General features: G+C 52.4%; 11 protein-coding genes and 2 tRNA genes. 5 read left to right on the top strand and 8 right to left on the bottom strand.

Annotated elements, in window-relative coordinates:
* Positions 1-158: 158 nt before the first annotated feature.
* From KE671_RS20485 to KE671_RS20475, 3 genes are all read right to left on the bottom strand, one after another.
* Positions 159-1,337, bottom strand: a complete 1,179-nt coding sequence (locus KE671_RS20485) for an HlyD family type I secretion periplasmic adaptor subunit (protein ID WP_206164379.1) — start codon at positions 1,335-1,337, stop codon at positions 159-161.
* Entirely contained in the window at positions 1,337-3,490 is a 2,154-nt protein-coding gene (locus tag KE671_RS20480; protein WP_206164378.1) for a type I secretion system permease/ATPase, read from the bottom strand. The genes KE671_RS20485 and KE671_RS20480 overlap by 1 nt, the downstream gene beginning before the upstream one ends.
* Before the next feature lie 170 nt (positions 3,491-3,660).
* Positions 3,661-4,980, bottom strand: a complete 1,320-nt coding sequence (locus KE671_RS20475; protein WP_206164377.1) for a TolC family outer membrane protein — start codon at positions 4,978-4,980, stop codon at positions 3,661-3,663.
* Positions 4,981-5,474: 494 nt separating this feature from the next.
* Between KE671_RS20475 and shiA the strand changes: the two genes are divergently transcribed.
* The 4 genes from shiA (at position 5,475) to KE671_RS20455 (ending at position 9,140) form a co-directional block, all read left to right on the top strand.
* On the top strand, positions 5,475-6,791 hold the full coding sequence (shiA, locus tag KE671_RS20470; protein WP_206164376.1) for a shikimate transporter: 1,317 nt from the start codon (positions 5,475-5,477) through the stop codon (positions 6,789-6,791).
* Positions 6,792-6,906: 115 nt separating this feature from the next.
* On the top strand, positions 6,907-8,361 hold the full coding sequence (locus KE671_RS20465; RefSeq protein WP_206164375.1) for an AMP nucleosidase: 1,455 nt from the start codon (positions 6,907-6,909) through the stop codon (positions 8,359-8,361).
* Positions 8,362-8,549: 188 nt separating this feature from the next.
* Entirely contained in the window at positions 8,550-8,807 is a 258-nt protein-coding gene (locus KE671_RS20460; RefSeq protein WP_206164374.1) for an AbrB/MazE/SpoVT family DNA-binding domain-containing protein, read from the top strand.
* A complete protein-coding gene (locus KE671_RS20455; RefSeq protein ID WP_206164373.1) occupies positions 8,808-9,140 on the top strand; it encodes a type II toxin-antitoxin system PemK/MazF family toxin in 333 nt (110 codons plus the stop codon). It abuts the gene before it with no gap.
* A gap of 68 nt (positions 9,141-9,208) precedes the next feature.
* On the opposite strand, the gene KE671_RS20450 is transcribed toward KE671_RS20455, so the two are convergent.
* From KE671_RS20450 to KE671_RS23135, 3 genes are all read right to left on the bottom strand, one after another.
* Positions 9,209-9,284, bottom strand: a tRNA-Asn gene (locus KE671_RS20450).
* A gap of 99 nt (positions 9,285-9,383) precedes the next feature.
* Complete coding sequence (locus KE671_RS20445; protein ID WP_206164372.1) at positions 9,384-10,871, bottom strand: EmmdR/YeeO family multidrug/toxin efflux MATE transporter; 1,488 nt, start codon at positions 10,869-10,871, stop codon at positions 9,384-9,386.
* A gap of 1 nt (position 10,872) precedes the next feature.
* Positions 10,873-11,025 (bottom strand): DUF5951 family protein, encoded by a 153-nt coding sequence (locus KE671_RS23135; protein ID WP_368668244.1) that lies wholly within the window; start codon positions 11,023-11,025, stop codon positions 10,873-10,875.
* Positions 11,026-11,031: 6 nt separating this feature from the next.
* Between KE671_RS23135 and KE671_RS20440 the strand changes: the two genes are divergently transcribed.
* Positions 11,032-11,107 (top strand) — tRNA-Asn (locus KE671_RS20440).
* Between the two features lie 60 nt (positions 11,108-11,167).
* Here KE671_RS20440 and ldtA read toward each other — a convergent pair.
* Together ldtA and cobT are read right to left on the bottom strand one after the other, a co-directional pair.
* Entirely contained in the window at positions 11,168-12,100 is a 933-nt protein-coding gene (ldtA, locus tag KE671_RS20435; protein WP_206164371.1) for a L,D-transpeptidase, read from the bottom strand.
* A 129-nt stretch (positions 12,101-12,229) separates the two neighbouring features.
* Positions 12,230-13,297 (bottom strand): nicotinate-nucleotide--dimethylbenzimidazole phosphoribosyltransferase, encoded by a 1,068-nt coding sequence (gene cobT / locus KE671_RS20430; RefSeq protein ID WP_206164370.1) that lies wholly within the window; start codon positions 13,295-13,297, stop codon positions 12,230-12,232.
* Positions 13,298-13,321: the final 24 nt, after the last annotated feature.

The following is a 13,321-nucleotide window of genomic DNA, read 5'->3' as shown; positions in this document are numbered from 1 at the left end:
CCATCGGGTATTTCGACATCGGCCCCCTCAATCCGCCTTCCCGCCAGGTATCGCCGGTCCGGTCAATCAATACCTCGCCCCCCTTTTCTTAAGCGTAAGGCAAAAAAAAGCCCGGTCACCGTGGACCAGGCTTATGCTTAATCTTGTCAGGATCTCAATTACCGCTCGCGCAAGGCTTCATTCACTTTGTTAAGCGGTTTAATCAGGTAGTCGAGAACGGTACGGTTACCTGTTTTGATATCGACCGTCGCAACCATTCCCGGGAAGATTGGAAAGCGCTCTTTCTTTTTATTTTCCAGAAAGTTGGTTTTGGTACGGATATAGACCCGGTAATAGTAAACATCGCGTTTCACGTCGTCCTGAATACTGTCCGGCGAAATCATCGTGACCTCCCCCGGCAAACCGCCATAGATGGAATAATCATACGCGGTAATTTTCACCAGCGCAGGCTGTCCGGGATGAATAAACGCCACATCACGAGGCGAAATGCGCGCTTCAATCAGCATTTCATCATTCATCGGCACCAGGGTCAGTAGCTTCCCGTTTGGCGGTATCACGCCCCCTACCGTCGTCACTTCGATATTTTTCACGATACCGCGAACGGGCGAGTACATTTTCAGTCGTGTCAGTGAATCTTCCCGACCACGCATCACTGAACGTAATGCTTCCACATCCTCATTCGTTTTGTTGAGCTCTTCGCGCGCGCGCACGTAGTATTGCGATTTCATGTCTGCCGCTTTGTTTTGCAGATCGTTCAACTGAGTTTTCAACCGCAAAACCTCAACACCGCTGGCCGCGCCCTGCTTTACCAGCGGCTGCGTCATGTTTAACTGCTGCTGGACAAGATTAATGCCCTGCTGTAACCCGACCAGCCCCTGATCGAGACTCGTTTTACGCGAAATATAGAGATCGGTTTCAGTCTTAATCAGATCTTTTTCCTGAAGGACTTCGGCCGGAAAATTAATCGGATGATCGTTAACCTCCGCCTCCAGGCGCGCCGCACGCGCCAGACCCGCTTTCAAACGGGAAGAACTCTCTTCCACGCTGGATTGCGTTTTAGTGCGATCCAGTTCAGCCAGCAACTGTCCGCGCTGGACGATGTCCCCTTCGTGTACCTGAAGAGTGTAGATAATTCCGCCTTCCAGCGACTGAACGACCTGTTCTCGTGACGAAGGAACCACTTTCCCGCCGCCCGTGCTGACTTCATCTAATGAAAAATACTTCGCCCAGACTAAAAAGCCTGCCAGCAGTAAAAAGATCATCCATACCAGCAGAGACGAGCGCCCCAGCTTCGGTTGCGACATCAGATCCTGTGTCACTAATGAGGGATTCGCCATTATTTTGCCTCCGCTATATCTGCACTCGTTTGCGGCGCAGGACTGAGTTGGGACTGGTTGAGCACTTTCTCTTTCACATCGTCAATGATTACCCGCCCCTTATCGATCACAATAATACGATCGACAAGGCGCAGCATGGCCAGTCGGTGAGTGGCAATCACCAGCGTACGATGGCCGAGCCATCCGCTAAGCTCATCAATCACATACTGCTCGGTGACTTCATCCATTGCGGCGGTGGGTTCATCCAGCAGTAACACTTCCGGCTGGCACAGAATCGTCCGGGCAAGCAACAGTGCCTGGCGTTGTCCACCCGACAAACCGAAACCGCCTTCCATGATCATATAGTTGAGCCCATTTTTTTGTTGCTGGACAAAGCTCAGGGCGCCGCTGACTTTCAACGCGTGATGGATTTCTTCGTCAGTCGCCTGTTGTCGGCCCATGGTGAGGTTTTCAAAAATCGTGCCGAAAAATAGCCGCGAGTTTTGACTGAGAAACGCGACATCACGGCGTACGTCTGCGGGATCAAGGTGGCGCATGGAGATGTTATCCATCAGCAATTCGCCCTGCTGGATGGTTTGCATTCCCGCCAGAACCTGCAGCAGTGTGGATTTACCTGCGCCGTTACGCCCCAGAATCGCGACGCGTTCTCCGACGTTAATATTCAGTTTACCGATCGCCAGATCCGGCGTTTTGGTCTCTTCGTCGTAGTAAAACACCGCCCCCTGCAACTGGTACTGACCGGTCAGCACCGGCTTATGAACAAATTTATGGCGTTCTTCCTGGTCGACCGGACGGCGCATTAGCTCATCCAGCCCTTTACGTGCGACTTTTGCCGACTGCCAGCGCGCCAGTACCCCTGAGATTTGCGCAAGGGGTGCAATGGCGCGTGATGCGAGGATGGAGGTCCCTACCAGCGCGCCAGTAGTCAGTTCGCCTTTCATAACGAGAAAACAGCCCACCAGCAGAACCACCGCGTAAACAATCGACTGCACTTCCTGCGTCCAGGTCATTAAAAACCCCGTCAGGAAACGTTGCTTCATCCCGATGGAAGATGACACGTTATTAGAATGGTTCCACTGGTTCTGGAAACGCTGTTCGGCGCGTAACAGCTTGATATCTTCAATGCACTGAACGGATTCAACCAACACCGCATTACGAATCGCCGATTCACGCATCCCTTCGTTAGAGAGCTTTGCCAGCGGGAATTGAATCAGTATGCCAGGAACGATCAGCAGCGGGAGCGCGGTAAGCACGACATAAGCCAGCGGCCCGCCGATGTTCCACAGAATGGCAAAAAAGACAAAGAAAAACGGCAAATCGGACACCACGCTGATGGTCGTGGATGTGATCAATTCGCGTACGGATTCCAGCTCGCGAATCTGCGAAATGAAAGAGCCGGTCGATTTGGAGCGGGCGCTATTCTTAATCCGTAGCGCGTGACCAAACACCCGATCAGATATCCGCAGATCGGCCCGTTTACCAATCACGTCCGCGATATGCACGCGGATCAGCCGCATTGAGAATTCAAACAAGATAGCCAGCATCACGCCGCCAAACAACACCCATAACGTCGGCTCGGACTGCGCGGGCACCACACGGTCGTAAACCTGCATCGAGAAAAGCGTTCCGGAAAGGGCCAGCACGTTCGCGATGAACGCCGCCAGAATAATATCGAAATACCGTGGCCAGTCACGTAGCGCCAGCTTCCAGAACCAGTTACGTTGATAAGGCTTGATGTAGTTATCGACGCGGGCATCCGGAATTGACGTCAGTGGACGCAGTATCGCGACACGCTCTATACGCGATATCAACTCTTCCTTGCTGAACACGCTTTCTAAACCATCCTCGTTATGAAATACCACGCTGATGTTATTTTGCGAATCCATTTTGGTTAATACGCCAATCTGGCCGCCAGACAGTTCAACCACCAGCGGCATCCGCCACGGATCGAGCAGGTTGGCTTTAAACTTTTTAAGTTGAATGGCGAGGCTGAGCTGGCGGGCCATATTTTGTAACGTTGCGCCCAGGGCGGTACTATTTTCCCATTGCATCGCAACACGCACATTCTCTTCAGAATAATCGAGGCGATAATGCCTTGCGACATACACCATTGCTGAAAGCCAGGAGTCAATCACCTCGCTACTTTTATTCATTTTCTTAACCTTTCTCTTTCTAAGACATTGATGATATAAATCGAAAATTACATGTCGGAATAATCAATTTATAAATTAACGGGGCGCTAACGCCTGTCTCCCCCTTAACGAAACAGGCATTAAACAATCGTGATGGTGTAATTTGCGTGATAGTTCTGAAAATGCAGTTATTACGGCATGATGTTCAGTTTTTTTAGTAACGCATTAGTACTGGCGGCATAAGAAAGCGATGCCTGAAGGGAATCATATTCCGCCATCGTTTGTGCCTGCTGAGCCTGGAAAACATCCTGTTCAACACTAAGCAGATCATTAAGACTTCGATTATTTAAAGTGTATTCATTACGATAAACCTCACGCGTTTTACGCGCGGACTGAAGTTGCCGATCGCTGTTTGCTTTCCTCGCCTGCGCCCCTTTCCAGTCTTCCATAAAACTGTCGATGCGTTGCTCCGCATCCATTTTTGCTTTCTGGATCCGCGCTTGCGCACTGGCAACATTCCCCTGAGCCTGCTCCACTCTGGAGGAGACAATTCCCCCCTGATACAACGGCACGCTGACGTTCACCGTTAAGTGATTATCCCAGGAGGGATCGGAAGACGTCCCATTGTTTTGGCTATAGGCCCGCTCTGCCCGCAGGGAGAGGGTTGGCATGTAACCCGCTTTGGCTTTACTCACTTCATAATCTGCGGACTGCTTTTCAGTCATTGCGGCCCGCACCGTTGGCAGCGTCTCGTAGTCATGCCGGTTAAAGGGCAAAAGCGGCTCGCTGGCTCCCCGCGGAAGCGACGATAACGCAGATGCCTGGATACCCGTTAAGACAGCCAGTTGCTTTAACGCGAGAGAATACTGGTAACGAAAATCTTCCAGTGAGGTTTGCATGGCAATCAAACGCGTCTGCGCCTGTAGCACGTCTGAAGCCGTGCTCAGACCCGCTTCAGAACGTAACTGGGCCAAATTTTCGACTTTTTTCAATGACACAATATTGTCTTTGGCGATATCGATAAGCGTCTGATAACGCTTCGCCCGCACATACAGTGTCGATACTTTATCGGCAATGTCGTTTAAAGAAGACTGAATCTTATAGTTGTCCCCTTCAACCGTGCTTTTCGCCTGGCTGATGCTATTCGTCGTTCTGCCAAAATCATAAAGCAGTTGCGAAATGCTGATACCATAGGATTCATTGTCGCTATTATTATTTGAAGCAAGATCGCGACTGGCGCCATTAACAAAAACCTGCGGCATCCACGCGCCTTTTTGTTCATCCACGCGTGCATTATCCACGTTTAATACCGATTTAATTTCAGCCAGTTCCGGACTCTGCATGATTGCTGCAACGATACTTTTCTCCAGTGAAGTTTCATTCACGGTTTGATGCGTTTGTACACAATCCTCGGCAATACAATTATCCTGAAATTCATTTGCGGCAAAAGCATAGTGCTGCTGCCCCGCTATCGCGACAGCGAATAACACGAAGGTATTAAATTTTTTCATTGCGTTAAATCCACGAACGAAGTCCGCAGGCAAAAGCTATCCTTTGCCGCGCAGAATATATTTATGACTTATGAGTTAATAAAATGTATTTGCTTAATTAATATAAACACGCATTTTATTTGCGTATTATTACCACAAGCATCCATTTTTGGACAATAAAGTATGAATAAAATTATCCGAAATTGTATTAAAGGCCATGCCCTTTAAACGAAAAATGTGATAATCACGCCGTCCCTTTCGTCATGCAATACATTTCCCGCCCCGGAACGTGGCTTCCACCGGATGACCACAACGTGATCAGCGTAAAACTGGCCTTTTTTGCTGGCTCAGTCAGGTTCTGGTCTATATCTTCCTGTTCTGCCTTCAGCGGATTAAAAATCGTTTTCTCTTCCTGTCTGTCGCGGTAGTCTCATAACAGCCACTTATAGGTTGGCCGCAATGTGTGTAACGCTTATTCCCATACTAATAATAAAATCAGTACAGACAGGATGACTATGGATTCCACCCTTATCTCCACTCCCTCAGTAGAGGATACGCCATCGCTAAATCGCGCCAGGCGCGCCGCGCTGGGCAGCTTTGCCGGTGCCGTCGTCGACTGGTACGACTTTCTGCTTTATGGCATCACCGCCGCACTGGTGTTTAACCGTGAATTTTTCCCGCAGGTCAGCCCGGCGATGGGTACGCTTGCCGCTTTCGCGACCTTTGGCGTCGGTTTCCTGTTCCGCCCGTTGGGTGGAGTCATTTTTGGCCACTTTGGCGATCGCCTGGGCCGTAAGCGGATGTTGATGCTCACCGTCTGGATGATGGGAATCGCCACCGCATTGATTGGTATTCTTCCATCTTTCGCCACTATCGGCTGGTGGGCACCCGTTTTACTGGTGCTACTGCGTGCGATTCAGGGCTTTGCTGTCGGAGGTGAATGGGGCGGTGCCGCATTACTGTCTGTTGAGAGTGCGCCAGAGAACAAAAAAGCGTTCTATAGCAGCGGCGTTCAGGTGGGCTACGGCGTCGGCCTGCTACTTTCGACTGGTCTTGTATCAGCGATCAGTTATCTGACGACCGACGAGCAGTTCCTGAGCTGGGGCTGGCGTATTCCGTTCCTGTTCAGCATCGTCCTGGTGCTCGGCGCGCTATGGGTGAGAAACGGGATGGAAGAGTCAGCAGAATTTGAACAGCAGAAACAACAGGCACCCGATGAGAAAAAGCGTCTGCCGGTAATGGAGGCGCTCGCACGCCATCCGGGGGCCTTTTTAAAGATTATCGCGCTGCGCCTGTGTGAACTGCTAACGATGTATATCGTCACGGCGTTTGCACTTAACTATTCAACACAAAACCTCGGCCTGCCGCGTGAGCTCTTTCTGAATATCGGCCTGCTGGTCGGTGGGCTAAGCTGCCTGACCATCCCCTGCTTTGCCTGGCTTGCAGACCGCTTTGGCCGTCGGCGCGTCTATATTACCGGCGCGCTGATTGGCATGTTGAGTGCATTTCCGTTCTTTATGGCGCTCGAATCACAGTCGATTTTCTGGATTGTGTTCTTTTCGATCATGCTCGCGAATATCGCGCATGACATGGTGGTTTGTGTGCAACAGCCCATGTTCACCAGCATGTTTGGCGCGGGATACCGCTACAGCGGTGCGGGCGTGGGTTATCAGGTCGCCAGCGTCGTCGGCGGCGGATTCACCCCGTTCATTGCGGCAGCTCTGGTGACGTTCTCTGGTGGTGACTGGCACAGCGTGGCTATCTATCTGCTGGCAGGTTGCCTGATTTCGGCCGCCACCGCATTGTTGATGAAAGATAAGCAACACGCCTGAATTGTCTGCGAGGGCCGTTCGGCTCTCGCCTCTTCTCGAAAACTCTGACTTTTGTTTCACATTCCGGTGACATACTATCGGGTGAGCAGTACACCTGTAGAACAAGGAGACACAGATGAAGAGTAAGGGCTCCAGCCTGACGCCTGCACAAGCGCTGGAAAAACTTGACGCACTCTACGAGCAGTCGGTTCAGGCGCTTCGTAGTGCCATTGGCAAGTACATTGAAACCGGAGAACTTCCCGACCTCACCGCCCGCAGTAAAGGTCTTTTTGTTTATCCATCGCTGTCTGTTACCTGGAATGGCAACGCCACCAATCCACCTAAAACACGCGCGTATGGCCGCTTTACCCATGCTGGCTGTTATACCACGACCATCACCCGTCCGGGACTGTTCCGCCCTTATCTGGAAGAACAGCTCACGCTGTTGTATCAGGATTATGACGCACAGATCACCGTCGAGCCCTCACAGCATGAGATCCCCTATCCCTACGTGATTGACGGTTCTGAGCTCACGCTTGACCGCTCGATGAGCGCCGGGCTAACCCGCCATTTCCCAACCACCGAACTGGCGCAAATTGGCGATGAAACCGCAGATGGCATCTATCATCCGGTCGAGTATTCTCCCCTGTCGCACTTTGACGCACGACGGGTCGATTTCTCACTCGCCCGGCTACGTCACTATACCGGTACGCCTGTAGAACATTTTCAGCCGTTCGTATTGTTCACCAACTACACCCGCTATGTGGATGAGTTCGTGCGCTGGGGATGCAGCCAAATTCTGGATCCGGACAGCCCCTATATTGCGCTTTCTTGCGCCGGAGGTATCTGGATCACCGCGGAAACGGAAGCGCCCGAAGAAGCCATTTCCGATCTAGCCTGGAAGAAACACCAGATGCCGGCCTGGCATCTGATCACGGCCGACGGTCAGGGGATCACGCTGGTGAATATTGGCGTAGGCCCGTCCAACGCCAAAACGATCTGCGACCACCTGGCAGTCCTGCGCCCGGATGTCTGGTTGATGATTGGTCACTGCGGCGGTTTGCGTGAAAGCCAGGCGATTGGTGATTACGTGCTTGCCCATGCCTATCTGCGTGACGATCAGGTGCTCGATGCGGTGCTGCCGCCGGACATTCCAATCCCAAGCATTGCAGAGGTTCAGCGCGCCCTGTATGACGCCACGAAGATGGTCAGCGGTATGCCGGGTGAAGAGGTCAAACAGCGTCTGCGTACCGGAACGGTAGTCACCACCTCCGATCGCAACTGGGAATTGCGGTACTCCGCTTCGGCACTGCGTTTTAACCTGAGCCGCGCGGTGGCGATTGATATGGAAAGCGCGACCATTGCCGCACAGGGTTACCGTTTCCGTGTGCCCTATGGCACCTTGCTGTGCGTTTCTGATAAACCGCTGCACGGCGAGATAAAACTGCCCGGTCAGGCAAACCGATTCTATGAGGGAGCAATTTCCGAACACCTGCAAATTGGTATTCGCGCCATTGACCTGCTGCGTGCTGAAGGCGACCGTCTGCACTCACGCAAACTGCGCACCTTCAACGAGCCGCCATTTCGTTAAGAAGAACGAAAGGCAGAAAAGCAAAAAGCCCGCTAAAAAGCGGGCTTCTTAAATTTTGATACTCCGTTGGAGAGAGCAACTGCCTCTACATGCTTTATTGTGCTAAGGAAAACACAATGGTTCTGATGAATAATTGCGCACTCCCCACCGCTGATGTTATATTAAAATATAATATTCGGAGGTGTTCTATGTATACCACTCGTTTGAAAAAGGTTGGCGGATCCATCATGCTGGCGGTTCCTCCCGCCGTGCTGAAAACCCTGGAGCTGTCGACGGACAGCGAGGTGGGCATGACCATTGACAATGGCTGTCTGATTATTGAACCCCAGAAACGCCCCCGTTATTCGCTTCAGGAACTGCTGGCGCAGTGCGATCCGCGCACAGAAATGAGCGAAGAGGATCGTGAATGGATAGATGCGCCTGCGGTGGGTAAGGAGATCCTGTAAATGGACAGAGGTGAAATCTGGCTCGTTTCACTGGATCCCACAACCGGACATGAACAAAGTGGGAAGCGCCCGGTACTCATCATTTCTCCGGCATCATTTAACCAGTTCACCCGATTACCCGTTGTCGTTCCCGTCACCAATGGAGGAAACTTCGCCCGTACAGCAGGCTTCACTGTTTCCCTTGATGGAATGGGAACAAAAACCACCGGCGTCATTCGCTGCGATCAGCCCAGAACTATTGACATGAGCGCTCGAAGCGGCAAGTGTCTGGAACGTATACCTGATTCTGTCGTAAATGAAGTGTTGGCCAGACTGGAAACCATTCTGACCTGATGGTTTATATGAACATTGCGTGGTATCAGAAAAGCAAAAAGCCCGCTAAAAAGCGGGCTTCTTAAATTTGGCTCCTCTGACTGGACTCGAACCAGTGACATACGGATTAACAGTCCGCCGTTCTACCGACTGAACTACAGAGGAATCGTGTGAACGGGGCGCATATTAGCGACGCCCACTGCCGTTGTCAAAGCCTGAATGCGCTATCGCGACTGTTTGTCGAAATATTCCTCATTTCGCCGTTTATTCAGACGCAACGGGTGATTTTGTCACCTTTTCATGTTCCGGACGCGGGTATTTCCACAACCAACGTCCGCTAACCATACGCCAGTAAAACAGCACTGCACGTACCGCCCAGTCGAAGAACATCCCCATCCAGACCCCGACAACACCCCAGCCAAGAACAATCCCCAGCGTATAGCCAGCGACGACACGACAGCCCCACATTCCCAGCATCGATACCCACATGGCGAAACGCGCATCGCGTGCGCCTTTAAACCCTGAAGGTAAAACCCAGGAAGCAGCCCAGATCGGCATAAACGCCGCGTTGAGCCAAATCAGTATAACAACAACGTCTTTTACCTCCTGGTCGCGGGTGTAAAACGATGCCATCAGCCCGGCAAACGGCGCGCTCAGCCAGGCGATAGCAGTCAGGCCAATCGTGGAAAGCCAGAACACGTGACGCAATTGAATCTCCGCCTGGGCAATCTGTCCGTTTCCCAGACGTCTTCCGGTAATGATAGTGGATGCCGACCCCAGCGCGTTCCCCGGCAGGTTAATCAGCGCAGCGATGGAGAATGCGATGAAATTCCCCGCAATGACGCTGGTGCCCATCCCGGCGACAAACATCTGCGTTAATAACTTGCCGCCGTTGAACAGGACCGACTCAATGCTGGCCGGAATACCGATCCCCATCACTTCCCAGATAATGGCGAAGTTCAGCGGTTTAAAATAACTTTTCAGCGGAATGCGCAGCGCCGGATTAAAGCCAATCATCAGCACCCAGATAATGGCAACCGCACCGATATAGCGCGAAATGGTTAGCCCCAGCCCGGCGCCGACAAAGCCGAGTCCTTGCCAGGAGAAAACCCCGTAAATCAGGATGCTACTGATAATGATATTGAGGATATTCATCCCACCATTTATCAGCAGTGGAATTTTCGTATTGCCCGCGCCGCGCAACGCGCCGCTGCCAATCAGAGCAATCGCCGCAGCAGGATAACTTAGGACCGTTAATTCCAGGTAGGTCAGCGCCAGCGCCTTCACCTCCGCTGTCGCTTCGCCTGCCACCACATTGATAATCTGCGCGCCAAAATAGTGAATCACCGCCGCCAGAATCACGGCAAACAGCGTCATAATCACCAGAGATTGCCGGGCCGCTGCACGAGCGCGTCTGCGGTCACGTTTACCGAGGCTAAAGGCCACGACGACCGTCGTCCCCAGATCGATAGCGGCAAAAAAGGCCATAATTACCATGTTGAAGCTATCAGCCAGGCCGACGCCCGCCATCGCTTCTTTCCCCAGCCAACTGACCAGAAACGTACTGAGTACGCCCATCAGCAAAACACAGGTATTCTCCAGAAAAATAGGCACGGCAAGTGGGGTAATTTCGCGCCAGAAAAGTACCTTATAACTCTTGCGTTTGGCATACCAGGGCGTGCGTGTGACGGCCTGGCGTAGGGCAGCAGAGACGTTCAAAATGGACCTTAGAGAAGAAAGTTGAAACCTCATTTCAAATGATGAGGGAGAAACGGAAAAGCTGCAAAGTTTTTTCCCGATTAAATCTCTGCAATTGCAACAAATTGTTGAGAGAAGCGCCAATTAACCATGAATGTCGGAAATGGGGTTTGACAAAAGATTTTTCGCCGCTAAGATAAGCCTCCACAACGATTCCTCTGTAGTTCAGTCGGTAGAACGGCGGACTGTTAATCCGTATGTCACTGGTTCGAGTCCAGTCAGAGGAGCCAAATTTAAAAAGCCCGCTTTTTAGCGGGCTTTTTGCTTTTCAGAGAATCATTCCGACGCCATTAAATGCTGGTTTGTCCGCGGCTGATATTGACGGGCATCCCCGAACGGCGTTCGAGCGCTTCGCTGACGCGGTTCACATCCACACCCTCACCGCTCATAAAGCTACGCATCACAGGCGTGATCGGCAGCGGGACTTTTTTGTCAGATTCATATTCCGCGCGGTTGCGGGACAGTGGCTCATGCACTTCTATCCAGCGACTGCCGTCCGGTTCCGTCGTGGTTTTCACCGGCTGATCGATAATCTGTACGCGGGTACCGACTGGCACGTTCTGGAACAGATGTTCGATATCGTCGTTGCGTAAACGGATACAGCCCTGGCTGACGCGCAGACCAATGCCAAAATTCGCATTAGTACCATGAATAGCGTACAGCTTGCCGATATAGATGGCGTACAACCCCATTGGATTATCGGGCCCGGCAGGAACGAAGGCGGGCAGGCTTTCTCCCCTGCTTGCGTATTCACGACGGGTATTCGCCGTTGGCGTCCAGCTCGGTGCTTCCTGCTTACGCTCAACTCTCGTCACCCAGTTACGCGGCGTTTCTCGCCCTGCCTGGCCAATACCAATGGGGAAAATCTCTACCGTATTACTGCCGTTTGGATAGTAGTAAAGACGCATCTCCGCCACGTTCACCACAATGCCCTGACGAACAGTAGCAGGCAGAATGATTTGCTGTGGCACAACCAGCGTAGAACCCGACTTCGGCAGGAACACATCGACATCCGGATTCGCTTCCAGCATATTACTCAGCCCTTGTCCGTACTGTGCGGCAAATGCCTCAAGCGGTTGCGTATTCTTGTCGGGAACGGTAATCGTCAGTGGATTTCCGACCAGACGGCTTCCTTCAGGGGGCAGTGGATAGCTGACAGCCAGCGCGCTCTGGCTTGCGAGCAGCATAAATAATGAACAAAACAATTTTACACGAGGTAACATTTCCCTTTCCTCAGTCGCGGCAGATGTAGGGAAATTATAGCTTTTTTAGCGGTCGTAAACCCACTCCCTCTGCCGTCTTCAGAAACTGGCCGACGAACAGCACGTCACGCAAGCCAGATCCGAAACGCATCAGGCGCTTTCTTTACCATTCGGCAGCACGATATTGCTGTCGGCCAGTTGCCCCATATTGTTGTACATTGCGCAGGCGGCCTCTACGATTGGCATCGCCAGTGCAGCACCGCTCCCTTCCCCCAGGCGCATCCCCATGTTGAGATAAGGTTCGAGATCCAGGTGCTCCAGCGCAATCCGTGCGCCTTTTTCAGCAGAGAAATGCGAAGGGATCAGATACGGTTTGATCTCCGGTGCAATCTGACAGGCTGCCAGCGCAGCGGAATAGGACAGGAAGCCATCCAGCAACACCGGCAAACCGCAGGACGCAGCGCCCAGGATAACGCCCGCCATGCCCACCAGATCAAAACCACCGACTTTCGCCAGCACGTCCACCCCATCATGCGGATTGGGCTGGTTGACGGCAATCGCCCGACGAACCACCTCCACTTTATTGCCTACACGGGAAAGCGGCAGGTTGGCACCAATCCCCACCACCGCTTCCGCCTCACTCCCTGTCAGTACGCTAACTATCGCCGCGGCAGGTGTGGTATTCGCCATCCCCAACTCGCCAACGCCAAACAGCGTCACGCCGCGCTGCGCCTGTTCTCGCGTGTAGCGAATGACTTCCAGCAGCAGCTCTTCCGCCTGCGTACGGCTCATTGCCGGGCCGGTGGCGATATTTCCACAGCCTCGTGCGACGCGCATGTTTACCACGCCAGGGATAAGCTCCGCATCAATCCCTACGTCAATCACATGGATCTTTGCACCGGCATGGGCGGCAAGTACACAAACACCCGTTGTTCCGCGCGTCATATTTGCCGCCTGAATTGCGGTCACCACCTTCGGTGAAACAGCAACCCCTTCATCCCAGACACCGTGATCGGCACACATCACCAGTATCGCTTTCTCATCAACATGCGGTACACCGTTCAAACCCGGCATCCCCGCCAATTGCACTGCCAGCGCCTCCAGTCGCCCCAGACTACCAGGCGGTTTAAGCAGGCCATCAATATGTTGCTGAGCGCGTGTCATCGCACCACGATCTATTGGCGGAATTTCGCGGAGTAAAGAGGTTAACGTTTGCATAAGGGTTCTCATTATGTTGGCTGG

This window comes from Citrobacter amalonaticus (assembly GCF_018252635.1).
In the GTDB taxonomy this organism is placed as follows: Bacteria; Pseudomonadota; Gammaproteobacteria; order Enterobacterales; family Enterobacteriaceae; genus Citrobacter_A; species Citrobacter_A amalonaticus_E.
This window is presented reverse-complemented; position numbering and strand designations above follow the sequence as displayed.